Here is a 22,912-nt window from a genome sequence, read left to right on the forward strand (position 1 = left end):
GCCTTGCCGTCAGCGCAGAATCCCCGGCAGGTTCAGCCCGTGTTCGCGGGCGCAATCCAGCGCCGTTTCATAGCCTGCATCCGCATGGCGCATCACCCCGGTCGCGGGGTCGTTCCACAACACGCGCGCGATACGCTGGTCGGCTTCGGGCGTGCCGTCGCAGCAGATCACCATGCCGGAATGCTGGGAAAACCCCATGCCAACGCCGCCGCCGTGGTGCAAGGACACCCAGGTCGCGCCGCTGGCCGTGTTCAGCAGCGCGTTCAGCAGCGGCCAGTCGCTGACGGCGTCGGAGCCATCCTTCATCGCCTCCGTTTCCCGGTTCGGGCTCGCGACGGAGCCGGAATCGAGGTGATCGCGCCCAATGACGATGGGGGCCTTCAGCTCTCCGCTGCGGACCATTTCATTGAAGGCAAGGCCCAGCTTGTCCCGCAGGCCCAGGCCGACCCAGCAAATGCGTGCAGGCAGACCCTGAAAGCTGATCCGCTCCCGCGCCATGTCGAGCCATTTGTGCAGATGCGGGTCGTCGGGGATCAGCTCCTTCACCTTGGCATCGGTCTTGTAGATGTCCTCCGGATCGCCCGACAGCGCGCACCACCGGAACGGGCCCACGCCCCGGCAGAACAGGGGACGGATATAGGCGGGTACAAAGCCGGGAAAGGCAAAGGCGTTCTCAAGCCCCTCTTCCAGCGCCACCTGGCGGATGTTGTTGCCGTAGTCCAGCGTCGGCACGCCGGCGTTCCAGAAGTCGACCATCGCGGCGACATGAACCTTCATCGAGGCCCGCGCGGCCTTTTCCACCGCCTTCGGATCCGTTTCACGCCTGGCGCGCCACTCGGCCAATCCCCAGCCCTGCGGCAGGTAGCCGTTCAGCGGATCATGCGCGCTGGTCTGGTCGGTCACGATATCGGGGCGCACCCCGCGCCTGACCAGTTCGGGAAAGACATCCGCCGCATTGCCCAGCAGGCCGACCGATTTCGCCTCGCCCTTCGCGGTCCACTCCGCGATCATCGCCAGGGCCTCGTCCAGCGTTTCGGCGCGTTCATCAAGATAGCCGGTGCGGAGCCGGAAGGCGATGCTGTCGGGGTTGCATTCGACCGCCAGGCAACAGGCGCCCGCCATCACGGCCGCGAGGGGCTGTGCGCCGCCCATGCCGCCCAAACCCGCTGTCAGGATCCATTTGCCTGTGAGGTTGCCGTCATAATGCTGGCGCCCCGCCTCGACAAAAGTCTCGTAGGTTCCCTGCACAATCCCTTGTGTTCCAATGTAAATCCAGGATCCGGCGGTCATCTGGCCGTACATCGCCAGCCCGCGCTTGTCCAATTCGTTGAAGTGATCCCAATTGGCCCAGTGCGGCACCAGATTACTGTTTGCAATCAACACCCTGGGTGCATTTTCATGGGTTTTGAACACGCCCACAGGCTTTCCTGACTGCACCAGAAGGGTTTCATCCGCCTCCAGCGCGGTCAGAGAGGCGACAATCTGGTCGAAATCCGCCCAGGTGCGCGCCGCGCGTCCGATGCCACCGTAAACCACCAATTCATGTGGATTTTCAGCGACATCCGGGTGCAGGTTGTTCATCAGCATCCGCAGTGGCGCTTCGGTCAGCCAACTCTTGGCGGTGATCTCGGTTCCGGTGGCAGGATAGACGTCGCGGATGTTGTGACGGGGGTCGGTCATCGCAGTGGCCTTTCGTTAAGAAGTTCGATCAAGTCATTGAGAATACGGTAAAGCACCGGTCTGAGCCGCTCTGCCTTGTCGGCGCGCCACTGCCAGGGCGGGCGCTCGTCCATGTAGGTGGATTGGGCCAGCTCCATCTGCAGCGCATGCTGGTTTTCGGCCGGTTTTCCATAGTGTCGGGTGGTCCAACCGCCTTTGAAGCGCCCGTTGAGTGCCGTTCGATAGTCCTGCGCGGCCCGGCACCGGGTATGGACGGCCCTTTCCATGATCGGTGAACAACTTTGGGATGAATTCGTCCCGATGTTCAGATCTGGCAGGGTCTCTTCAAAAAGATAGGGGATAACAGAGCGGATCGAGTGGCAATCGTATAAGAGCACCACGCCGTGTTTGGCCTTCACCCGCGCCAGTTCTGTGGATAAGGCGTCATGATAGGGCCTGTGATAGGCCTCTTTCCTTCGCGCGATCTCTGCTGCGTCGGGTGCGGCACCATCAAGGTGGATCAGCTTGCCGTCAAAATCCGTCAGCGGACAAAGGCCCGTGGTATTCAAACCGGGATAAAGTGAATTGTCCTCGGGGCTGCGGTTCACGTCGATCACGTAGCGATGGATCGGTGTGCGCACCGTGCTCACATCCAGCCCGAGGCCGTTATATAGCCGGTCGATATGCCAGTCGGTATCGGCCAGCGCACGGCCGGTTTCGTTCAGCCCCTCCCAGATGTCCGGCGGCACCTCGGTGCCGGTGTGCGGCAGGCCCAGCACGATGGGCAGGCTGCCCTGAACCACTTCGATCATGTCGCGGCCTCCACCAATGCACCGCTGCGCACCAATGCGGTCGCAGCTTCGATATCCGGGGCAAGGTAACGGTCCTGCGCCAGCGTCGGCACCGCCCTGCGCAAACAGGCGATGGCCTTTTGCAACCGGGGCGCTGTCGCAAGCGGCGCACGCGCCTCGATCCCCTGGGCCGCGCACATCGCCTCAACCGCTTGAATCACGTAAAGATTATCCACCATTCGTGCCAGCCTGTAGGCCCCATGCGCGGCCATGCTCACGTGGTCCTCCTGATTGGCAGAGGTGGGCGTGCTGTCGGTGACGCAGGGATTGGCAAGGTGCTTGTTCTCGCTCATCAGCGCCGCCGTGGTCACCTCGGCGATCATGAAACCGGAGTTCAGGCCCGGATTGGGCGTCAGGAACGGCGGCAGATCGTGGCTGAGGGTCGGGTCGACCATCAGCGCCACGCGCCGCTGCCCGATCGCGCCAATCTCTGCCAGTGCAAGGGCGAGCATATCCGCCGCAAATCCAACAGGTTCGGCGTGAAAGTTCCCGCCCGAGACGATCAGCCCCTGCTCCACCAGCACCAGCGGATTGTCGGTGACGGCATTGGCCTCGATCTCCAGCGTCTGGGCGGCCTGTCGGATCACATCCTGCGCGGCACCCAGCACCTGTGGCTGGCACCGGATGCAATAGGGGTCCTGCACGCGGGTATCGCCTTCGCGGTGGCTGTCGCGAATCTCGGAGCCTTCCATCAGCGCGCGCATCTCTGCGGCGACCTCGATCTGGCCGCTATGGCCACGCAGGCTGTGGATCTCGGCAAGCAGTGGCGCTGTGGACCCCATGATCGCATCGGTGCTGAGCGCCGCGATAACCATGGCATTGCGCACAGCGTTCTGCGCCTCGAACAGGCCCGCCAAGGCGCAGGCGGTCGAAAACTGCGTGCCGTTGATCAATGCCAGCCCTTCCTTCGGCCCCAGCACAACGGGCGTCAGACCGGCCCGTTCCAGCGCCGTGGCACCTGACATTTCCAGTCCGTCATAAACCGCGCGCCCCGCGCCGATCATCACCGCCGCCATATGCGCCAGCGGGGCCAGATCGCCCGAGGCGCCGACAGAACCCTGCGAGGGGATCACCGGCATCACGCCCGCGTTCAGCATGCCCTCCAGCAGGGCGCAGATCTCCCAGCGCACGCCAGAGGCGCCCCGCCCCAGCGAGTTGAGCTTGAGCACCATCATCAGCCGGGTCAGCGGCGCGCCCAGCGCCGTTCCCACGCCGCAACAATGGCTCAGGATCAGGTTGCGTTGCAGGGTTTCGGTGTCTTCGGGCGCGATCTTGCGGCTGGCCAGCTTGCCGAAACCCGTGTTGACGCCATAGACCGGCGCAGCCTGCGCCGCGGCCTCAGCCACCAGCGCCGCGGCGCGCACGACCTGCGGTTTCGCGGCCACATCCAGCGTCACGGGATCATCGCCGCGCCAGATGCGCTCCAGCGTTTTCAGGCTGACCTGACCAGGATTCAGGATCATGAGACACCTCCGAAATAGCGTTGATGCAGGGGGTTGAAGCCGATGCGATAGGCCAGTTCCGCCGGATGCTGCACATCCCAGACACAGAGGTCCGCGCGCAGGCCTGCCGCGATGCGCCCGCAATCCGTCAGGCCCAGCGCCGCGGCGGCATGGGCCGTCACGCCGCACAGGGCCTCTTCCGGGGTAAGGCCGAACAGCGTGCAGCCCATGTTCATCGCCAACAGCAATGACGTCAGCGGCGATGATCCGGGGTTGCAGTCGGTGGCCAGAGCGATCCGGGTTCCGGCGGCGCGGAAGGCTTCCACAGGCGGGGCCTGCGGCTCTCGCAGGGTGTAAAAGGCACCGGGCAGCAGGACGGCCACAGTGCCGGCCTCTGCCATGGCGCGGGCATCCGCCTCATCGGCATATTCCAGGTGATCTGCCGACAGCGCAGCATACCGGGCAGCCATTCGCGCGCCGCCAAGGTGGGAAAGCTGCTCTGCATGCAGTTTCACGGGCAACCCGAGGTCGCGCGCCACGTCAAAGACGCGGGCGATCTGGCCGGGGTCAAAGGCGATTCCCTCGCAAAAACCGTCAACGGCATCCACCAGTCCTTCGTCATGCGCGGCGCGCAGGGCGGGGATACAGACTTCGTCGATATAGGCATCCGGCCCTGCGCCGAAGTCCTTTGGCACCGCATGGGCGCCAAGGAAACTGGTGATGATCCGAACCGGGCGCAGCCGGCCCAGGGCGCGGGCGGCGCGCAGCATGGTCAGCTCTGTCTCCAGGTCCAGCCCATAGCCTGACTTGACCTCGACCACACAGGCCCCTTCTGCGATCAGACTGTCCAGACGTGGCAGGGCCGAAGCGATCAGCGCATCCTGGTCCGCCGCGCGTGTCGCCGCCATGGTGGAGACGATGCCGCCACCCGCCTGCGCCACTTCGGCATAGCTGGCGCCCTTCAGCCGCATCTCGAATTCTGCCGCGCGGTTGCCGCCATGTACGATATGGGTGTGACAGTCGATCAGACCGGGTGTCACCAGCCTGCCCTGCAGGTCCTGCCGGGGCAGATCGGCGTAGGCTTCGGGCAGATCTGCCCCGACCCATGCAATCCGGCCCGCGTCCAGCACCACCGCGCCATTCTCCACCAGCCCATAGCCTGCCCCCTCCATCGTGGCGATTCTCGCGTTGCAGAGCACCTGCTGCATGGGTTGACCTCACGGAATGGTTGTTCAATATGTATAGACATATTCATACCCCACCCCGAGTCGTCAAGAGGGCAGACCATGAACAGCATCTTTGCGAAAACGGCGCTTTTGCCCGATGGCTGGGCCAGCAATGTGACGCTCTACCTTGAGGGCGGGCGCATCACCGACCTTGTCACCGGGGTTCGGCAGGAGGCCCGCTCAAGCGTCGACATCCTGTTGCCCGCCCCCACAAACCTGCACAGTCACGCCTTCCAGCGGGCCATGGCAGGGCTGACCGAGCAGCGCGGCGCGGAGAAGACGGACAGTTTCTGGACCTGGCGGCGGCTGATGTTCCGCTTCCTCGACAAGCTGACACCGGACGACGTGCAGGCAATCACCGCGCAGGTGCAGATGGAGATGCTGGAGGCCGGTTTCGCCGCCGTGGCTGAATTTCACTACCTGCATCACCAGCCCGGTGGCCGCCCCTATGATGCCCGCGCCGAGATGGCCCAACGCATCTGCGCCGCCGCCGACCAGACCGGAATCGGCCTGACGCTGCTGCCGGTGATGTACATGCAGGGCGGTGTCGATGGCCGGGCGCTGGCACCCGGTCAGGTGCGGTTCGGCAATGACATGGACGGCTACATGCAGATCATGGGGGGTGCGGAACAGGCGGTGGCAGGGCTCGCCGAGGATGCGCGGCTGGGTGTGGCACCGCATTCCTTGCGGGCCGTGACACCCGATGCGCTGCGCCATCTGCAGCAGTACAAGGGGCCGCTGCACATGCACCTGGCCGAACAGAAGGCCGAGGTAGAGGAGGTCAAAGCTGCCTATGGCGCGCGCCCGGTGACCTGGGCGCTTGATCACCTCGACCTCGGGCCGCGCTGGTGTCTGATCCACTGCACCCAGATGACCAGAACCGAGACCCGCGGCCTTGCGCAATCGGGTGCTGTCGCCGGGCTTTGCCCGCTCACGGAAAGCTCGCTGGGGGACGGTATCTTCAACGCCGTCGAATGGGCCGACGCGGGCGGCACCCTTGGCATCGGATCAGACAGCAACATCCTGATTTCATTGAAAGAGGAGCTGCGGACGCTGGAATATTCGCAACGCCTTGTGACGCAGAACCGCGCGGTTCTGGCAACGCCGGACCAATCCACCGGGCGCGTCCTTTACGACATGGCCTGTGCGGGCGGGGCGCAAGCCGCCGGGCGCGATGCTGGCCGGATTGCGCCGGGGCACTGGGCCGATCTTGTGGCGCTTGGCGGTGACGCCACGGATTTCATCGGCCGCAGGGGCGATCAGCTTCTGGACACCTGGATTTTCGCAGGCACCGACGCCGCCGTCAGCGATGTCTGGGCCGCCGGGCGCCATGTGGTCCGGGACGGCACCCATGTCGCCCGCGATGCGATCACCGCAGCCTACCGCGCCACCCTGCGGCGGCTTGAGGACGCGATGTGAGCACCGGCTGGCAAGAGGTACAGGCCGAAGTCCTGCGCCGCATCCAGAACCGCGAATGGCCCCCCGGCGGGCTGATCCCCGGTGAGGTTGCCCTGGCCCGAGAGTTCGGCTGCGCCCGCGCCACGGTCAACCGGGCGCTTCAGGCGCTGGCCGATGACGGCTGGCTGGAACGCCGCAGGCGTGCCGGCACCAGGGTCGCGCTGTCGCCGCTGAGACGGGCGCAAATGTCCGTCGCGGTCCTGCGCAAGGAGGTCGAGGCGCTGGGAAAAACCTATGGCCACCGCCTGCTAATGCGGGAGGTTGCGGGCTCCCTGCTTTGCCTGCAGACCCTGCACCAGGCCGATGGCGCCCCCTATGGCATCGAAGACCGCGAGATTGACCTGACCCATATACCGGCGGCGGGCTCTGCCGATTTCACCATTCTTTCCGCAAACGAATGGCTGGTCCAGAACGCCCCCTTCGACCATGGCAACATGTCCTACATGTCAGAGGGCGCGACAGCTTTCGACGCCCGCCATCTGGAATGCGAGGAAGCCACGCCGCTCTTGGTCCTCTACCGCGAAACCTTCAGCGAGGCGGGCCGGATCACCCGGGTCAGGCTGGCCCATGCGCCGGGCCATGTCGTCAGGTTGCAGATCTGATCACGCCGAATGCTGGGCGCGCAGGTATTCCATCACTGCCGGACGCACCGACATATCCCCCTGATCGCGCGCCTTTTCGATGATCGCACGCACCTCATCCAGATTGCAGCGCCGCAGCAGGCTCTTGACCGGGCCGATGGAAGCTGGCCGCATGGAGAGCGACCGCAACCCGATGGCCGCGAAACATACCGCTTCCACAGGCCGCCCCGCATCCTCGCCGCAGAATGACACATCTGTCCCGGTTTCCCGGCACCGTTCAACAATGCCTTCCAGGAAATTCAGAAAGCTCAGGTTCAGCGTGTCATAACGACGGCGCACGCGCTCGTTCTCCCGGTCAGCGGCAAAGAAGAACTGCTTGAGGTCATTGCCGCCAATCGACAGAAACTCCACCTCTTCAAAGAATTGCTTCGGCGCAAAGGCAAGGCTGGGGGTTTCCAGCATCGCGCCCACTTCGATCTTGGAGGGCAGCACATGGCCCAGCCGTTCCTCGCGCGCCAATGTCTTGTCCATCTCGGCACGGGCGGCACGGAATTCCTCGAACTGCGCGACAAAGGGAAACATCACCGTCAAAGGCCGCCCGTTCGCCGCGCGGATCAGCGCCTGCAGCTGCATCCGCATCACGCCCGGCTTGTCCAGCCCGACCCGGATCGCGCGCCAGCCCAGCGCCGGGTTCGGCTCATCATTGGGCTTCATATAGGGCAGCACCTTGTCCGACCCGATATCGAGGGTCCGGAACACCACCCGCTTGCCATGGGCCGCGTCCAGCACCCGTGAATAGAGAGCCGCAAGTTCCATCCGCTTGGGCATCTGGTTACGCACAAGAAACTGCAGTTCGGTGCGGAACAGCCCCACCCCCTCAGCCCCCGAAGAGGTGAGCGAGGGCAGATCCGCCATCAGCCCCGCGTTCATGTGCAGCGACACCACGGCACCGCATTTCGCCTGCGCGGGCAGATCCAGGATCGAGGCATATCTTTCCTGCGCCGCCGCCTGCATCGCAATCTTGTCGCGAAACGCCGAAGCCACGCTTTCATCGGGCCGCAGGTGCACGACGCCCTGCTCGCCATCCACCATGATGTGATCGCCGTTCAGCGCGTCATTGGTGATCCGGCCGGCATGCACCACCAGCGGAATCGCCAGCGCCCGCGCGACAATCGCCGCATGTGACCCGACAGAGCCATTCTCCAGCACGATCCCGCGCAGTGAGCGGCCATATTCCAGCAATTCCGCCGGGCCGATGTTCCGCGCGACCAGGATCGGGTCCGCAGGCAGTTCCGCCCCGGTGTCATGGCCCTGCCCGGTCAGGATGCGCAGCAGCCGGTTGGACAGGTCATCCAGGTCGCTCAGCCGCTCGCGCAGATAGCCATCCGTGGCCTGCCCCATGCGGGAGCGCGCCAGCGATTGTTCCTTTTCCACTGCAGCTTCGGCGGATAGCCCGCTCTGGATGTCTTCGCACATCCGCCGCATCCAGCCCTTGGAATTGGCAAACATGCGGTAGGCTTCCAGCACCTGGGTCTGGTCCTTGTCGCCCCCTGCCATGGCCAGCATCTGGTCCACACCGACGCGCAGCTGGTCCACGGCATCAATCAGGCGTTGTTCTTCCAGCACCGGGTCGTCCGCGATCGGGTTGGAGACCACCACGCGCGGTTCATGCAGCCAGACATGGCCCTCCGCCACGCCTTCCTGCCCCACCGTACCGCGCAGCAGCACCGGCTGGGAGTGACGGGCAGACATTGCCGCCCCCTCGCCCACGAAAGCGCCAAGCTCGGTCATCTCGGCCAGCACCATGGCAACCACTTCCAGCGCATAGACTTCGTCGGCCGAAAACTCCCGCGCCTGCTTGGACTGCGCCACCAGAACGCCAAGGGTCTCCCCCAGCCGCTGAATCGGCACGCCGAGGAAGCTGGAATAGATTTCCTCACCCGTCTCCGGCATGAAACGGAAACCCGGTGCCTGCGGCGCATCCGGCGTGTTGATCACCTGCTTGCGCTTGGCCACACGGCCGACAAGCCCCTCGCCCATCCGCATCCGGGTCTCGTGCACCGCCTCCGCCTTGAGCCCCTCTGTCGCGCAAAGCTCAAGGGTTTCCTCATCCCGGAACAGGTAGATGGAACAGACTTCGCAGCCCATGGAGGTGGCAATCAGATGGGTGATCTTGTTCAGACGCGCCTGGCCCGCATCATCGGATGCCATGGCATCGCGCAGACGCCCCAGCAGCTTGCGGCTTTCGCTTTCAAAACGCTCTGCCATGCTGACACGCCCCCCTTTGCTGTTCCGGCTTAGAGCATAGTCCACAGAAAACGGAAAGTGCCTGACTGTCCACCTCAGCGTGTATCGACAGCGCGGTCACAGCCGCGCGCGCGCCATGGCTGCCCAATTTCACGGCACGCGCTCAGGCTGCCGTGATGAACATGCCCAAAGGCTCAGGCCGCCTTGTCCAGCTCAAAGGCATCATGCAGCGCCTGGACCGCCAGTTCCATGTACTTGCGGTCGATCAGCACCGAGATCTTGATCTCGGAGGTGGTGATCACCTTGATGTTGATCCCCTCGTCGCGCAGCACCTGGAACATCTTGGCCGCCACCCCGGTGTGGCTGCGCATGCCGATGCCCACCACAGATACCTTCGCCACATCCTCATCCGCGATCAGCTCCTGGAAGTTGATCACGCCACTTTCCTTGGCGCCGGCAATGGCGCGCTCGGCACGTTTGACCTGATCCACCGGGCAGGACCATGTCATATCCGTGCGCCCCTCTTCCGCGATGTTCTGCACGATCATGTCCACGTTGACCCCCGCATCGCTCAGCGCGGTAAAGATCGTGGCAGCGATGCCGGGACGGTCCGCGACCGAAACCATCGTCATCTTTGCCTCATCGCGCGAAAACGCGACCCCTGCGACCACATTGCTTTCCATGATTTCCTCCTCATCGCAAACGAGCGTTCCCGCATCGTCGGATTGTTCCTCGAAACTCGACAGGACCCGCAGCTTGACCTTGTAGCGCATGGCCAGTTCCACCGACCGGGTCTGCAGGACCTTGGCCCCAAGACTGGCCAGTTCCAGCATCTCCTCGAAAGCGATGCGGTCCAGCTTGCGCGCCTTGGAGGACACCCGCGGATCAGTGGTATAGACCCCGTCAACATCCGTATAGATGTCACAACGCTCCGCTTCGAATGCGGCGGCAAATGCGACGGCGGTGGTGTCAGAGCCGCCCCGGCCCAGCGTGGTGATCCGGCCCTCCGGGCTGACCCCCTGGAAACCCGCCACCACGGCAACCCTCATGCCTTCGGCAAACTTGGCGCGGATATTCGCAGGCGGGATCTCCTCGATCCGCGCGGCGGAATGGGCCGAGGTGGTGCGCACCGGCACCTGCCAGCCCTGCCAGGACCGCGCCGGGACGTCCATCTCCTGCAGGGTCAGCGCCATCAGACCTGCGGTGACATTCTCGCCGCTGGACACAACCGCATCATATTCACGCGCATCATAAAGTGGCGACGTCTCGTTCACCCAGCCGACCAGCTCGTTGGTCTTGCCCGACATGGCCGAAACGATGACGATCACGTCATAGCCCTTGGCCACTTCCACGCCCACACGCTTGGCCGCGCGTCTGATCCGGTCGAGGGTCGCCACCGACGTACCGCCGAATTTCATCACCAAAACAGGCATATCACCCCCGCCTTTCAATCCCGGCGGGGTTTACGCGCAAGCGCAGCCCACTGCAAGCCTGCGCCCCTTTCATTGTTCCAAAAATGCACCGGAGCGCGAGGCAGCGCCTCGCAGCAATTTGGGGAACCCAAATTCATCAATCAAATGCGGCGCAGCTGCTCATTTTCCCATCAGTAGGCGTGGGCGCGGCCGTCCCATGTCTCGAAACATCCGGTTGTCTCAAGGCTGAGCGCGGCAAAACGCGCGGCCAGCCCGCGCACCGCATCCTGCGTGGTGATCTCGGCTGCCGCACCGCCCATGTCGGTCTGCACCCAGCCGGGATGATAGATGCCCACCGCAATCCCCTCTCGCGCAAGATCCGTTGCCAGGTTGCGCCCCAGGTTCAGCGCCGCCGCCTTGGAGGCGCGGTAGATATAGCTGCCCCCCGGCGCGCGGGTGGTGGAGCCCATCTGCGAGGCGATGATCGCCAGTTTCGCCCCCTCCGCCCGGCGCAGATGCGGCAACAGCGCCTGAACCGTCAGAAATACACCGGTCACATTGGTGGCAAAGCTCTGCGCCCAGAGATCGGCGCCATAGCCGGTATCCAGATCGGCCCCCTTGTCCAGATAGACACCCGCATTGCAGACCAGCAGGTCGATCGCCGTCTCGCCCAGGGCCCGCGCCATGGCCGCATGGCTTTGCGGGCGGGTGACATCCAGCTGGATCTGCGCCGTGACCGACCGGCCGGTGCCGATCACCTCTTGACCCTCTGCCCGGTAATGCGCGGCCAGGCCTGCGCCGATGCCCCGGCTGGCACCGGTAATCAGAATTGTCATGAGATGCCTCTCAGCTGAGCTTCTGTTTCGGTCGGAACGGCAGTGGCATCAGCGGCACACCGTCTTCGATCAGGCTGCGGGCCTGGTCCAGCCGCGCCTCCCCATAGATCGAACGTGTCGGCTTTTCGCCCAGATGCATTGCCCGCGCCTCCTGGGTGAACCGCTCCCCGACATAGTCCGAATTCGCCTCCACCTTGCGGCGCAGTTCCGCCAGCGCCTGCTGCACTTCGGTGCTCGGCACGCTCAGCATCGGCGTGTCATCCGCCTCCGGCGCCAGCTGGTCCGTTTCAGATGTTTGCGGCCGTTTCGACAGGCGCGGCGCCATCACCGCCTTGGTCACCTCATCCGATCCGCATTCCACGCAGGTCACCTGACGTGCTGCCACCAGCTTTTCGAATGCCGCAGCCGACTGGAACCAGCTGTCAAAGCTGTGGCCCGCCTTGCATTTGAGGGTGTAGCTGATCATGGCCGCAGGTCGTCTCCTGATATCCTGTTTCTATTGAAATGGGTACGCGCCACAGGCGCGTCAAGAAACATCTTTGGACCCCGACACCAGGCGCGGGTCGAAATCCAGAATCAGCCGGGCCAGTTCCGGCTCCGATACCATGCGCGCCGCCTTCTTGCGCGAGACCCAGGTGCGGCGGCGCTGGTCGCTTTCGGGAAACTGCTTGGACAGCGATTTCACAGCGACCGGAAAGAGCATGGCAAGGCAGGGCACATCGCTGATCTGTCCGACCTCCTTGGCATAGGTAAAGACGCCCAGGCAGCGGTCATCGGCCCGGCCCGTAACCCCCGCTTCTTCCCAGGCTTCCTGCAGGGCAGAGGCGGCAGGTGTCTTTGCATCCATGGGCCAGCCTTTCGGCACGATCCAGCGCTTTGAGCCGCGCGACGTGACCAGCAAAACCTGCACCTTGCCACGCCGGATGCGATAACAAAGCGCCGCGAACTGGGTCCGCATCTCATCCTTTCGCGCACCATAGAGCGAAATCGGGAGTTGCTTGATCTTCAACTCTTTCACGGATCCTGCCAATACATCCTGCCTGCCATCCAAGTATAAGCAATCATCCGGCAAAGGCCACCACCAATGGGCAGGACTTGTGCGCCCCGGACCCTTCGTCGATAGTGCGGCTGATGATCCGCCTGATGCCTCTTCTCTGTCTGTTTCTGCTGTTCTCCGGCCCTGCGCTGGCGGAGCGAATCACGGTCTTTGCCGCCGCCTCCCTGCGCGGTGTGCTGGAAGATGTCGCAGCGCTGGCGCAGGAAGAGGTGATCCTGTCTTTCGGCGGCTCCGGCACCATGGCGCGGCAGGTCGCGGCGGGGGCGCCGGCGGATGTGATCATGCTGGCCAGCCCGCTCTGGATGGACTGGCTGGCGGAACAAGGCGTCGCGGCTGCGATCAATCCCGCCATCGTGGCCCGCAATGCCCTGGTGGTGATCGGCCCAGCCGGAGCCGCCCCGCTTGACGGCCCCGAAGACCTTGCCGCGCGATTGCAGGGCAACCGGCTGGCCATGGGTCAGCGCGACGCGGTCCCGGCCGGCGCCTATGCCCAGAGCTGGCTGCGTGCAGCCGGTTTATGGGATGATCTCAGCACCCATCTGGCTGAAACCGACAATGTACGTGCGGCCCTGGCACTGGTGGCAAGGGGCGAAACACCGCTGGGCATCGTCTATGCCACGGATGCGGCGGCGGAATCCGGGGTATCGGTGCTTTACGAGGTGCCCGCGCAGCTTACCGGTCCGATCTTTTATCCGGCGGCGGCGCTGAACGCGGCGGGGGCACCCTTTCTCGACCTGCTGGTCAGCCCGCAGGGGCGCGCTGTCTTTGCCCGGCACGGGTTTCGCGCGCCGTGAACCTGGATGCCGCCGCATGGGAGGCCCTGCGCCTCTCGCTCTGGGTGGGCTGCTGGGCCACGGTTCTGGCCATGCCGCTGGCGCTTTGGGTCGCATGGCTTCTGGCGCGGCGTGACTTCTGGGGCAAATCCGCGCTGAACGCGCTTGTGCATCTGCCGCTGGTCTTGCCGCCGGTGGTCACGGGGTACCTGCTGCTGTTGGCCTTTGGCCGCACCGGCCCGCTGGGCCAACTGCTGGAACCGCTGGGGCTGACGCTGGCCTTTCACTGGACCGGCGCGGTGCTGGCGGCCATCGTCATGGGATTTCCGCTGATGGTGCGCGCCATGCGCCTTGCGATCGAGGCGGTGGACCCAAAGCTGGAGCAGGCCGCCGCCACATTGGGCGCACCGCGCCATGCGATCTTTGCCCGTGTCACCCTGCCGCTGATTCTGCCGGGCATCCTGGCCGGTTCGGTGATGGGCTTTGCCAAGGCGATGGGCGAGTTCGGCGCCACGATCACCTTTGTCGCGAATATCCCGGGCCAGACCCAGACCCTGCCCAGCGCGATCTGGTCCGCCCTGCAGATCCCGGGGGGTGAAAGCCAGGCGGTCGCGATGGTGATCATGGCCTGCGTCGTGGCGCTGGGGGCCGTGGTCCTGTCCGAAGCACTGGCGCGCCGGGTGGCGGCAAGGATCGCGGGCACATGACGCTTGATCTGCACATCCGGCACCGATTTGCCGATTTCACGCTGGATGTGGCCTGCAAGGCCGGTCCGGGGATCACCGCCCTCTTTGGCCGTTCCGGCGCGGGCAAGAGCACTGTCATCAATGCCGTCGCGGGGCTGTTGCGGCCCGATGCGGGCCATGTGGCCATCGGCGGCACACGCCTGTTCGATGCGCAAACCGGGCTTTTTGTGCCGCCTGCCGCGCGGCGGCTTGGCGTGGTGTTCCAGGATGCGCGGCTGTTTCCGCATATGGATGCACGCGCAAACCTGATGTTCGGGGCGCGGTTCCGCCCCGCCGGTGCGACGGGTGCGGGATTTGACGATGTGGTCGCCCTTCTGGGCCTGTCCGACCTGCTGCACCGCGCCCCCGCGACCCTGTCGGGGGGCGAGAAACAGCGCGTGGCGCTGGGGCGTGCCCTGCTCAGCCATCCGCGCATGTTGCTGATGGATGAGCCGCTGGCCAGCCTGGACGGGCCACGCAAGCAAGAGATCCTGCCCTATCTGGAACGGCTGCGTGACGGGCCGCTGAAGCTGCCGATCCTCTATGTCAGCCATGCGGTGGACGAGGTCGCGCGGCTGGCCGATACGCTTGTGTTGCTGCAGGACGGACAGGTGCGCGCCCAGGGTCCGCTTTATGACGTCATGGCCGACCCCGCCGCGGTGCCGCTGCTTGGGGTCCGCGAAGCGGGGGCGGTCATCGAGGCCGAGATCACGGCCCATGCCGAGGATGGCCTGTCGACGCTGCGGATCGACGCGGGCGTGCTGGAACTGCCCGGCGTGCAGGCCGCCGTTGGCGCGAGGGTGCGGCTGCGGGTGCTGGCGCAGGATGTCATCCTGTCGCGGGAACGGCCCGAAGGGCTGTCTTCGGTCAATGTCCTGCCGGTGGTGATCGACAGTGTGCATCCCGGTGACGGGCCGGGGGCCGCCATCGGGCTGCGCGCGGGGCGCGACCGCTTGCTGGCCCGCGTCACCGCCCGCGCCGTGCGGGAAATGGAACTGGTGCCCGGCATGTCCTGCTATGCCATCCTGAAAGCCACCACCGTGGCACCGGGCAGCATCGGGCGTTAGGCTCAGGTCTTGACCGGCGTGCGTGCCATGCGCGCTTCCAGCCCCTTGAGCAGTTCCGCATGGGGGACATCAGCGTCAATGGCAAGTTTGCGCAGCCCGAAATGCACATGGGCAATTTCCTGGTAATAGCTGGTATAGGCGTAATTCGTCGCCGCCCCTGCCACCGCCCCCAGCACCGGCACGGTCTGGGCGGCCAGTTTCTGCCCCATGACAATCGCAAGCTTTGGCGCGACACGGTGGACCACCGCCTGCACCGCCTTGCCCGTGAGCGTCATCCGGGCGGCAAGAAATCCCAGATCGGCCCCGTCATCCCCCGACAAGGGCCCGGCGGCGGCAAAGACCTGCACGCAATCGAACTGCACATTCTCCGCGCCGGGGTCAAAGCCGTGTTCGACCGCAACCCCCTGGATCACCCGCAGCAGCAGCGTCGTGGTGACCGGCAGTTCGGCCAGTGCCGTGGGCAAACCGCCCGCACCGCCTGCCGCCCCCATCGCGGCAGAAACCGCCTGGTTGAGCCAGCTTTTCTGATCCGGCACGACGCTGCGGCTGGAATGGGCCGCCTTCATCGCCTGTTGCAGGGCGCTGAGCGTTGCACGTTCAAGGTTGGTGCGCAGCGCCTTTGGCAGCCGGTCCAGCAGATTCTCCGCACTGCCACCAATCAGGTTGAGCACATTCATCCCCAGCCCGTTGGCGGCGCGATAGCGTTTTGCCAGACGGTCAAGTTCAGCATCAACATCTATCGTGGCAGGCAGGTTGGTCTTGATGTCCATGCGCGGTCCTCCATCCCCTCAATGTGGGTCAGGCCGGCCTGCTTTTCAATCCACCCAGCGGGTGACATTGCCCCGGACCCCGTCCCAGGCACCGAGGACAAGCGCCCGGCCCAGCACGCGGTCGGGGTTTGTCGGCGGCGGCATCACCACATCGTCCAGCCGCACAAAGCCGAACCGCCCGTAATAGGGCGCATCGCCGACCAGCATCACGCGGTCCCAGCCCAGCGGCGCGGCCAGCGACAGGCTGTCCTCGATCAGGTCACGCCCCAGCCCTTCGCCCTGCCGGGTCGGGTGCACCGCAACGGGACCCAGCAAGAGCGCGTCGAATGTGCCGATATGCACCGGCCAATAGCGGATCGCCCCGGCCAGAATGCCACCTTCATCCCGCGCCACCCGGCTGAGGCCCGGCACCGGGCGCACACCATCGCGCAGGCGATAGGAGGACAGTGCCTCGCGCCCCGGCGCGAAACAGGTGTCATAAAGTGCTTCGACCTCCCAATGGTCGTCCGGTGTTTCGGGTCTGAACTGGTACAAGTGGGCGGCCGTTCTAGGTTTGCGGTGGCAAAGCCCCTAACATGCGGATAGCCATGGGGGCAAACGATCATGGAGTACCTGATGTTCTACCGCCCCGAAGACGGCCACGGCCTGCCACACAACCCGTTCAACGCCCTTATCACGCCACGGCCCATCGGCTGGATCTCGACCCGGGGCAAGGACGGACACGACAACCTGGCACCCTATTCCTTCTTCAACGGCGCGGCCTATGTTCCGCCCCAGGTGATGTTCTCCTCGACCGGGACAAAAGAGGACACCGGCGATACCAAGGACAACGTGGCCAATATTCGCGAAACCGGTGTGTTCTGCGTCAATGTCGTCGGCCTGGCCGACCGCGATGCGATGAACGCCTCCTCGGAGATGCTGCCGCGCAATGTGGACGAATTTGCCCATGCGGGTATCGAAAAGACCGAATGTAAGACAATCGACTGCCCCCGCGTGGCCAATGCCCCCGCAGCGCTTGAATGCCGCCTGACGCAGATCGTTCCGCTGGTGGGCAAGAACAACTTCGTCGTGCTGGGCGAGGTCACCGGCATCCACCTGCGTGACGACTGCCTGGTGGACGGCAAATTCGAAAGCGCGACCTATATCCCGCTCAGCCGGATGGGATACCGCGAATACACCGCCGTGCGCGAGGTGTTCGAACTGGCCCGTCCGGACGATTGACGCCGCCCGATGCGATCCCTGCGCGCTTGATCGCGCTGCGGTTCGCGCCTATCCTGTCTCCAGCCAGAATGGAGGTTTCATGTCCCGGTAATGTGGGGCGGCAGCGCGCCACCCCGATGCACACCCTGACCCGCCGGTCCTGCGCAGCAGCGCGGGACGCTTCAGATGTGCCTGGAACACCAGAACTTACCAACCGGCAATGGCCGGTACGACATGAAAGATCACAGTGATGACACGGGACTATTCTCAATTTCTCGGCCCGAACAAATCCGGCCTTCCGCGACGAGAACTCTCCCTTCTCAGCCGACTGGGCTGGCAAAACTTCTTTGCCCAGCAAACCGATGTCGACGAAATGGCCGCGACGCCGCCCTGCCGGGTGGTGGAAGTCCAGCGTTCCGGCCTTCGCGTCCTGGGCGACGGCCTTGCCACCGAGATCCCGCCGGGGCCGGAAGCGACCGTGGGCGACTGGCTGCTATTCGACGCCGATCATCCGCAGCGCAGCCGGGTGCTGGACCGCAAGAGCCTGATCAAAAGGCGTGCGGCTGGGCATGACCGCAAAGAGCAGCTGATCGGGGCCAATATCGACACGGCATTCATCGTCACCTCCTGCAACGCCGATTTCAATCTGGCCCGGCTGGAACGCTATGTGGCCCTGGCGATGGAGACGCAGATCACGCCGGTGATCCTGCTGACAAAAGCAGACCTGAGCGACGATCCGGCCCCCTATCTGGCCGATGCGCGCAGCATTTCCGACCGGATCACGGTCCTGTCGCTGGATGCGCGGGGCGATGAGGCGCGCGGCACGCTGGCGCCCTGGTGCAAACCGGGACAGACCGTGGCCTTCCTTGGCTCGTCCGGCGTGGGGAAATCCACACTCACCAACGCCCTGTCGGAGACGGCACAGGCGGCCACGCAGGGCATTCGCGAGGACGACGCGCGGGGGCGGCATACCACCTCGCACCGGCAGCTGCACATCACCGGCGCAGGCTGTGCCGTGCTGGATACGCCGGGCATGCGCGAGCTGCAGCTGACCGATGCCTCGGCCGGGCTGGAAGAAACCTTTGCCGATCTGGCCACGCTGGCGACCTCCTGCAAGTTCAACGATTGCGCGCATGATACGGAACCGGGCTGTGCCGTGCGTGCCGGGCTGGAGACCGGAGAGATCGACAGCGACCGGCTGGCGCGCTGGCGCAAGCTGCTGGCGGAAGAGGCGTTCAATTCGGCCACGCTGGCACAACGGCGGGCCAAGGACCGCGCCTTTGGCAAGATGGTGCGGGGCATTGTGAAAGACAACCGCAAGTAGCCGGTGGCGGACGGAAGATCGGGTATCTTTCGTCCGCGCCCGCCCGGTGACGGCTCAGTGACCGCCCAGGATTCCGGTGCGGACCTGGTAATTGACCGCAAGCTGGTATTCGGGGTCATCGTCGCTGTCCACCACAAGGTGCCCCGCCTTGGTCAGCAGGCGGTGGCAGTCGCGGCTGAGGTGGCGCAGTTCCAGCACCTTGCCCGCCGCCTCGTATTTCGCGGCCATCGCCTCGATCGCCTGAAGGGCGGATTGATCCACCACGCGGCTGTCGGCGAAATCCACGATCACGCGGGAGGGGTCGTTCGCCACGTCGAAAAGCTCGGCAAACCCCTCGGCAGAGCCAAAGAACAGCGGGCCCTGCACCTGATAGACCTTGGCACCTTCCGGTGTCTCGTATTTCTTGGCATGGATGCGGCGGGCGTTGTTCCAGGCATAGGCCAGCGCCGAGACGATCACGCCGACAACCACCGCAACCGCAAGGTCCTTGTAGACCGTGACCACCGTCACCAGCAGGATCACGAAGGCATCCGTCAGGGGCACCTTGCGCAGGATGGTCAGGGAATTCCAGGCAAAGGTTCCGATCACCACCATGAACATCACACCCACCAGCGCCGCCAGCGGGATCTGTTCGATCAAAGACGAGCCGACAAGGATAAAGAGCAGCAGGAAGACCGCAGCGGCGATGCCCGCGACCCGTGTGCGCCCGCCTGATTTCACGTTGATCATCGACTGGCCGATCATGGCGCAGCCGCCCATGCCGCCGAAGAAACCGGTGACCGTGTTCGCCACGCCCTGTGCGATGCATTCCTGGCTCGCACCGCCCCGCGTGCCTGTCATGTCGCCCACAAGGTTCAGCGTCAGCAGGCTCTCGATCAACCCGATGGCCGCCAGGATCACCGCGTAGGGTGCGATGATATAAAGCGTTTCAAGCGTCATCGGCGCCAGCGCCGTGCCATAAAGGCCAATCCCCTCGCCAAAGGGCAGATGGAACGACGGGAAGCCCCCCTCGATCGAGGCCAGATCGCCCACGCGCGGCACGTTCATGCCGGTCGCGATGACCACCACCGCGATAACGCCAATCCCCGCCAGCGGTGCCGGGATCAGCCTGGTCACGCGCGGCGTGACCCAGATGATCGCCATTGTCGCCGCCACCAGCGCCAGCATCAGGTACAGAGGCTGGCCAGACAGCCATTCGCCACCGCCCATGCCGTGGCCCGTGTCGACCATCGTGCCCGGCACCTTGAACTGGCTCATCTGCGCCAGGAAAATGACGATGGCCAGCCCGTTGACAAAGCCCAGCATCACCGGATGCGGCACCAGGCGGATGAACTTGCCCCATTGCATGACGCCTGCGAAAATCTGGATCAGCCCCATCAGCACCACGGTGGCAAAGAGATATTCCACCCCGTGCTGGGCCACCAGCGCCACCATGACCACGGCCAGCGCACCGGTTGCGCCCGAGATCATGCCGGGCCGCCCGCCGATCAGGGCGGTGATCAGCCCCACGAGGAAAGCGGCGTAAAGCCCCACCAGCGGATGCACCCCCGCGACAAAGGCAAAGGCCACCGCCTCCGGCACCAGGGCCAGTGCGACGGTCAGGCCGGACAGAAGTTCGATCCGCAGACGCCCTGCAGAGAACCGTTCGCCCGGCATCCAACGCAGATCGGTGACGTCGAGATTCTTGGTGAAGCTGCGAAAGGTGGTGCGCACCATGGGCTGGCATCCTGTCTTGGATTAACTTTGGGGCAATGGACAAACGGCACGCCGCTCGCGCGGCTCCTAACAAGCTTTGCCGCGGAATGAAACCCGCAGGACCGCGCATTTTCCCCGCGTTGATGACGCGGTACCTCCCCGTTCGGGAGGTATCGGGGGGATCGGACAGGTTCAACCGGTTGGCTCAGGTGCTTGGCACAGGTGATAACCGGTGCGTGAACGGACCTGTTTTCGGGCTTTCCCCCGCCTGCACATCCATGCAAACTCGGCCCGAACCGACCAGAACCGAGCAGGATGAGGCCCATATGACTTCCACCAAGATCGCCGTGATCGGCGGCTCCGGCATTTACGACATCGACGGGTTGGAAGGGGCGGAATGGACGCGGGTGGAGACCCCCTGGGGCGCGCCGTCGGACGCGATCCTGACCGGCAGGCTGGACGGCGTGTCGATGGCCTTCCTGCCGCGGCACGGGCGGGGGCATGTGCATACGCCAAGCTCCGTGCCCTACCGCGCCAATATCGACGCGCTCAAGCGGCTGGGCTGCACGGATGTCATCAGCGTATCTGCCGTGGGCTCCTTCCGCGAGGAAATGGCGCCGGGTGATTTCGTGATCGTGGACCAGTTCATCGACCGCACCTTCGCGCGGGAGAAATCCTTCTTCGGGCCCGGTTGCGTGGCGCATGTCAGCGTGGCGCATCCCACCTGCCCGCGCCTGGGCGACGCCTGCGAGACCGCCGCGCGGCACAATGGCATAAAGGTGCATCGCGGTGGCACCTATCTGGCGATGGAGGGGCCGCAATTCTCCACGCTGGCGGAATCCAGGATGTACCGCGAAAGCTGGGGCGCGGATGTGATCGGCATGACCAACATGCCCGAGGCCAAGCTCGCCCGGGAGGCGGAGCTTTGCTATGCCTCCGTCGCGATGATCACCGATTACGACAGCTGGCATCCCGACCACGGGGAGGTGGATGTGACCCGGATCATCGCCACCCTGACGGGCAATGCCGGCAAGGCCCGCGACATGGTCGGACGCCTGCCCGGACTGCTGGGGGCGGACCGGGCGCCCTGCCCGCATGGCTGTGACCGGGCGCTGGAATTCGCGATGATAACGCAAACGGACGCCCGCGATCCGAAAATGCTGGCAAAACTGGACGCGGTTGCGGGGCGCGTGTTGTGAGCTGAGCGGCAATCGCGGATGAATGCCTGGGCGGCAGATGTTGCTTTTGTGTATTTTGGGAACAATGAAAACAGGGGGTTGCAGCCCCTTTGCGATCCTGTCTTTGCTGGTTGAAACGGAGAAGGGAGCCCATTCATGACATTCGACCTTTGGCTGACATTCGTGGCGGCCTCCACCGCGCTGCTGCTGATCCCCGGACCCACCGTCTTGCTTGTTCTGAGCTATGCGCTCAGCAAGGGGCGCGCGGTGGCGCTGGCCTCCGCCGCCGGTGTGGCGCTTGGCGATCTTGTTGCGATGAGCGCATCGCTTGCCGGGCTGGGGACGCTTGTGCTGGCCTCGGCCACCCTCTTCACCCTGCTGAAGTGGGTGGGTGCCGCCTATCTGGTCTGGCTGGGGATCCGGCTGATCCGTTCAGCCCCCGCCGCGGGACTGGATGTGCCGGGCAGTGCCGATATCGGTGCCGCAGGGGTGTTTCGCCATGCGGCGGCGGTCACGGCATTGAACCCCAAGAGCATCGCCTTCTTTATTGCCTTCGTGCCGCAGTTCGTCAGGGCCGATGCGGCGCTTTTGCCGCAATTCGCGATCCTTACCGGCACATTCGTGGGGCTGGCCGCGCTGAACGCGCTGGCCTATGCCCTGCTGGCGGACCGGCTGCGCCGCGTCATCGCGCGCCCCGCCATCCTGACCTGGATCACCCGCGCCGGGGGCAGCGCCCTGATCGGCATGGGGGTTCTGACCGCAACGCTGAGAAAGGCCACTGCATGAAGCGCGTCGAAGACTATATCCGCACCATCGTCGATTTCCCCCATGAGGGGATCATGTTCCGCGATGTGACCACGCTCTTCGCCGACCCGCGCGGGTTCCGCATGGCCATCGACCAGATGCTGCATCCCTATGCGGGGATCGACATCGACAAGGTGGTGGGGCTGGAGGCGCGGGGCTTCATCCTGGGCGGTGCCATCGCGCATCAGCTCAGCGTCGGTTTCGTACCGATCCGCAAGAAGGGCAAGCTGCCCGGCACCACGATCAGCCAGGAGTACAAGCTGGAATATGGCGAGGCGATTGTGGAGATCCACGATGATGCCATCCAGCCGGGTGAAAAAGTGCTGGTGGTGGACGACCTGTTGGCAACCGGCGGCACCGCCGAGGCAGGCATCAAGCTGATCGAGCGGCTGGGTGGCGAGATCGTTTCGACCGCCTTCATCATAGATCTGCCGGAGCTGGGCGGCCGCAAGAAGCTGGAAGCCATGGGCATGGAAGTGCATGCCCTTTGCGCCTTTGACGGTCACTAGGTCGTGTTGACATTCATTGTCGCCCACCCGTTTCAGTCCAAAATTGCTCAGTTCCAGGCAAGAGAGCGCAGGAATAGCCAGCTATTTCAAGCTCTCTT

22 protein-coding genes are annotated in these 22,912 nt (G+C 64.7%); 10 read left to right on the forward strand and 12 right to left on the reverse strand.

Annotation, left to right across the window (positions count from 1 at the left end; genetic code table 11):
* Positions 1–9: 9 nt before the first annotated feature.
* Genes hutU through hutI form a run of 4 tightly spaced genes read right to left on the reverse strand, consistent with a single transcriptional unit; the run spans position 10 to position 5,160 of the window.
* Positions 10–1,680, reverse strand: a complete 1,671-nt coding sequence (gene hutU / locus O4H53_RS15435) for a urocanate hydratase (RefSeq protein ID WP_269365148.1) — start codon at positions 1,678–1,680, stop codon at positions 10–12.
* Positions 1,677–2,471: an N-formylglutamate deformylase gene (gene hutG, locus O4H53_RS15440; RefSeq protein WP_269365149.1), complete on the reverse strand. Its 795-nt coding sequence runs from the start codon at positions 2,469–2,471 to the stop codon at positions 1,677–1,679. The genes hutU and hutG overlap by 4 nt, the downstream gene beginning before the upstream one ends.
* Positions 2,468–3,973, reverse strand: a complete 1,506-nt coding sequence (hutH, locus tag O4H53_RS15445) for a histidine ammonia-lyase (protein WP_269365150.1) — start codon at positions 3,971–3,973, stop codon at positions 2,468–2,470. Before hutH ends, hutG begins: the two co-directional genes overlap by 4 nt.
* Entirely contained in the window at positions 3,970–5,160 is a 1,191-nt protein-coding gene (hutI, locus tag O4H53_RS15450; protein WP_269365153.1) for an imidazolonepropionase, read from the reverse strand. The genes hutH and hutI overlap by 4 nt, the downstream gene beginning before the upstream one ends.
* 78 nt (positions 5,161–5,238) lie before the next feature.
* Between hutI and O4H53_RS15455 the strand changes: the two genes are divergently transcribed.
* Together O4H53_RS15455 and O4H53_RS15460 are read left to right on the forward strand one after the other, a co-directional pair.
* Entirely contained in the window at positions 5,239–6,597 is a 1,359-nt protein-coding gene (locus O4H53_RS15455; RefSeq protein ID WP_269365155.1) for a formimidoylglutamate deiminase, read from the forward strand.
* On the forward strand, positions 6,594–7,238 hold the full coding sequence (locus O4H53_RS15460; protein ID WP_269365157.1) for a GntR family transcriptional regulator: 645 nt from the start codon (positions 6,594–6,596) through the stop codon (positions 7,236–7,238). Before O4H53_RS15455 ends, O4H53_RS15460 begins: the two co-directional genes overlap by 4 nt.
* Here O4H53_RS15460 and ptsP read toward each other — a convergent pair whose 3' ends face one another.
* The 5 genes from ptsP to O4H53_RS15485 all read right to left on the reverse strand — a co-directional run bounded on the left by ptsP (position 7,239) and on the right by O4H53_RS15485 (position 12,670).
* Positions 7,239–9,485, reverse strand: a complete 2,247-nt coding sequence (gene ptsP / locus O4H53_RS15465; RefSeq protein ID WP_269365159.1) for a phosphoenolpyruvate--protein phosphotransferase — start codon at positions 9,483–9,485, stop codon at positions 7,239–7,241. It lies immediately after the preceding gene.
* A 173-nt stretch (positions 9,486–9,658) separates the two neighbouring features.
* Positions 9,659–10,897 carry an aspartate kinase gene (locus O4H53_RS15470; protein WP_269365160.1) on the reverse strand — a complete coding sequence of 413 codons (1,239 nt, stop codon included), beginning with the start codon at positions 10,895–10,897 and terminating at the stop codon, positions 9,659–9,661.
* A gap of 170 nt (positions 10,898–11,067) precedes the next feature.
* Entirely contained in the window at positions 11,068–11,712 is a 645-nt protein-coding gene (locus tag O4H53_RS15475; RefSeq protein WP_269365162.1) for an SDR family NAD(P)-dependent oxidoreductase, read from the reverse strand.
* Between the two features lie 10 nt (positions 11,713–11,722).
* Entirely contained in the window at positions 11,723–12,178 is a 456-nt protein-coding gene (locus O4H53_RS15480) for a DUF1178 family protein (protein ID WP_269365163.1), read from the reverse strand.
* A gap of 60 nt (positions 12,179–12,238) precedes the next feature.
* Positions 12,239–12,670 (reverse strand): NUDIX hydrolase, encoded by a 432-nt coding sequence (locus tag O4H53_RS15485; protein WP_269365188.1) that lies wholly within the window; start codon positions 12,668–12,670, stop codon positions 12,239–12,241.
* 185 nt (positions 12,671–12,855) lie between these two features.
* Here O4H53_RS15485 and modA point away from each other — a divergent pair, with 185 nt between their 5' ends.
* The 3 genes from modA to modC are packed head-to-tail and all read left to right on the forward strand — an operon-like array spanning position 12,856 to position 15,334.
* Complete coding sequence (modA, locus tag O4H53_RS15490) at positions 12,856–13,563, forward strand: molybdate ABC transporter substrate-binding protein (protein WP_269365165.1); 708 nt, start codon at positions 12,856–12,858, stop codon at positions 13,561–13,563.
* Positions 13,560–14,249 (forward strand): molybdate ABC transporter permease subunit, encoded by a 690-nt coding sequence (gene modB, locus O4H53_RS15495; protein WP_269365168.1) that lies wholly within the window; start codon positions 13,560–13,562, stop codon positions 14,247–14,249. Before modA ends, modB begins: the two co-directional genes overlap by 4 nt.
* A complete protein-coding gene (modC, locus tag O4H53_RS15500) occupies positions 14,246–15,334 on the forward strand; it encodes a molybdenum ABC transporter ATP-binding protein (RefSeq protein ID WP_269365170.1) in 1,089 nt (362 codons plus the stop codon). Before modB ends, modC begins: the two co-directional genes overlap by 4 nt.
* Positions 15,335–15,336: 2 nt before the next feature.
* Here the strand turns inward: modC and O4H53_RS15505 are convergent, their stop codons facing one another.
* Together O4H53_RS15505 and O4H53_RS15510 are read right to left on the reverse strand one after the other, a co-directional pair.
* Positions 15,337–16,104, reverse strand: a complete 768-nt coding sequence (locus O4H53_RS15505; RefSeq protein WP_269365172.1) for an EcsC family protein — start codon at positions 16,102–16,104, stop codon at positions 15,337–15,339.
* Between the two features lie 45 nt (positions 16,105–16,149).
* On the reverse strand, positions 16,150–16,638 hold the full coding sequence (locus tag O4H53_RS15510; RefSeq protein ID WP_269365174.1) for a GNAT family N-acetyltransferase: 489 nt from the start codon (positions 16,636–16,638) through the stop codon (positions 16,150–16,152).
* An 81-nt stretch (positions 16,639–16,719) separates the two neighbouring features.
* Here O4H53_RS15510 and O4H53_RS15515 point away from each other — a divergent pair, with 81 nt between their 5' ends.
* Both O4H53_RS15515 and rsgA read left to right on the forward strand, forming a co-directional pair.
* A complete protein-coding gene (locus O4H53_RS15515; protein WP_269365175.1) occupies positions 16,720–17,325 on the forward strand; it encodes a flavin reductase family protein in 606 nt (201 codons plus the stop codon).
* A gap of 229 nt (positions 17,326–17,554) precedes the next feature.
* Positions 17,555–18,628, forward strand: coding sequence for a ribosome small subunit-dependent GTPase A (gene rsgA / locus O4H53_RS15520; RefSeq protein WP_269365177.1), 1,074 nt, complete (start codon positions 17,555–17,557; stop codon positions 18,626–18,628).
* 54 nt (positions 18,629–18,682) lie between these two features.
* Here the strand turns inward: rsgA and O4H53_RS15525 are convergent, their stop codons facing one another.
* The gene (locus O4H53_RS15525; protein ID WP_269365179.1) at positions 18,683–20,344 is read right to left on the reverse strand and encodes a SulP family inorganic anion transporter; all 1,662 of its coding nucleotides are present in this window, start codon (positions 20,342–20,344) and stop codon (positions 18,683–18,685) included.
* A 305-nt stretch (positions 20,345–20,649) separates the two neighbouring features.
* On the opposite strand from O4H53_RS15525, the gene O4H53_RS15530 reads away from it, so the two are divergent.
* From O4H53_RS15530 to O4H53_RS15540, 3 genes are all read left to right on the forward strand, one after another.
* Positions 20,650–21,522 carry an S-methyl-5'-thioadenosine phosphorylase gene (locus O4H53_RS15530; RefSeq protein ID WP_269365180.1) on the forward strand — a complete coding sequence of 291 codons (873 nt, stop codon included), beginning with the start codon at positions 20,650–20,652 and terminating at the stop codon, positions 21,520–21,522.
* 135 nt (positions 21,523–21,657) lie between these two features.
* A complete protein-coding gene (locus O4H53_RS15535; RefSeq protein WP_269365182.1) occupies positions 21,658–22,287 on the forward strand; it encodes a LysE family translocator in 630 nt (209 codons plus the stop codon).
* Positions 22,284–22,814 (forward strand): adenine phosphoribosyltransferase, encoded by a 531-nt coding sequence (locus tag O4H53_RS15540; RefSeq protein WP_269365184.1) that lies wholly within the window; start codon positions 22,284–22,286, stop codon positions 22,812–22,814. The genes O4H53_RS15535 and O4H53_RS15540 overlap by 4 nt, the downstream gene beginning before the upstream one ends.
* The last annotated feature ends 98 nt before the right edge of the window (positions 22,815–22,912 follow it).

This window comes from Sulfitobacter sp. G21635-S1 (genome assembly GCF_027213915.1).
In the GTDB taxonomy this organism is placed as follows: domain Bacteria; phylum Pseudomonadota; class Alphaproteobacteria; order Rhodobacterales; family Rhodobacteraceae; genus Sulfitobacter.

What these genes read in the sequence shown, in the direction of transcription:
- O4H53_RS15540 (WP_269365184.1), top strand. Translation starts at nt 22,284, where the DNA reads ATGAAGCGCGTCGAAGACTATATCCGCACCATCGTCGATTTCCCCCAT.
- O4H53_RS15475 (WP_269365162.1), bottom strand. Translation starts at nt 11,712, where the DNA reads ATGACAATTCTGATTACCGGTGCCAGCCGGGGCATCGGCGCAGGCCTG.
- hutG (WP_269365149.1), bottom strand. Translation starts at nt 2,471, where the DNA reads ATGATCGAAGTGGTTCAGGGCAGCCTGCCCATCGTGCTGGGCCTGCCG.
- O4H53_RS15485 (WP_269365188.1), bottom strand. Translation starts at nt 12,670, where the DNA reads ATGCGGACCCAGTTCGCGGCGCTTTGTTATCGCATCCGGCGTGGCAAG.
- hutU (WP_269365148.1), bottom strand. Translation starts at nt 1,680, where the DNA reads ATGACCGACCCCCGTCACAACATCCGCGACGTCTATCCTGCCACCGGA.
- O4H53_RS15455 (WP_269365155.1), top strand. Translation starts at nt 5,239, where the DNA reads ATGAACAGCATCTTTGCGAAAACGGCGCTTTTGCCCGATGGCTGGGCC.
- O4H53_RS15525 (WP_269365179.1), bottom strand. Translation starts at nt 20,344, where the DNA reads ATGGTGCGCACCACCTTTCGCAGCTTCACCAAGAATCTCGACGTCACC.
- modA (WP_269365165.1), top strand. Translation starts at nt 12,856, where the DNA reads ATGCCTCTTCTCTGTCTGTTTCTGCTGTTCTCCGGCCCTGCGCTGGCG.
- O4H53_RS15515 (WP_269365175.1), top strand. Translation starts at nt 16,720, where the DNA reads ATGTTCTACCGCCCCGAAGACGGCCACGGCCTGCCACACAACCCGTTC.
- rsgA (WP_269365177.1), top strand. Translation starts at nt 17,555, where the DNA reads ATGACACGGGACTATTCTCAATTTCTCGGCCCGAACAAATCCGGCCTT.
- ptsP (WP_269365159.1), bottom strand. Translation starts at nt 9,485, where the DNA reads ATGGCAGAGCGTTTTGAAAGCGAAAGCCGCAAGCTGCTGGGGCGTCTG.
- O4H53_RS15505 (WP_269365172.1), bottom strand. Translation starts at nt 16,104, where the DNA reads ATGGACATCAAGACCAACCTGCCTGCCACGATAGATGTTGATGCTGAA.
- hutH (WP_269365150.1), bottom strand. Translation starts at nt 3,973, where the DNA reads ATGATCCTGAATCCTGGTCAGGTCAGCCTGAAAACGCTGGAGCGCATC.
- O4H53_RS15535 (WP_269365182.1), top strand. Translation starts at nt 21,658, where the DNA reads ATGACATTCGACCTTTGGCTGACATTCGTGGCGGCCTCCACCGCGCTG.
- O4H53_RS15480 (WP_269365163.1), bottom strand. Translation starts at nt 12,178, where the DNA reads ATGATCAGCTACACCCTCAAATGCAAGGCGGGCCACAGCTTTGACAGC.
- modC (WP_269365170.1), top strand. Translation starts at nt 14,246, where the DNA reads ATGACGCTTGATCTGCACATCCGGCACCGATTTGCCGATTTCACGCTG.
- O4H53_RS15530 (WP_269365180.1), top strand. Translation starts at nt 20,650, where the DNA reads ATGACTTCCACCAAGATCGCCGTGATCGGCGGCTCCGGCATTTACGAC.
- hutI (WP_269365153.1), bottom strand. Translation starts at nt 5,160, where the DNA reads ATGCAGCAGGTGCTCTGCAACGCGAGAATCGCCACGATGGAGGGGGCA.
- O4H53_RS15470 (WP_269365160.1), bottom strand. Translation starts at nt 10,897, where the DNA reads ATGCCTGTTTTGGTGATGAAATTCGGCGGTACGTCGGTGGCGACCCTC.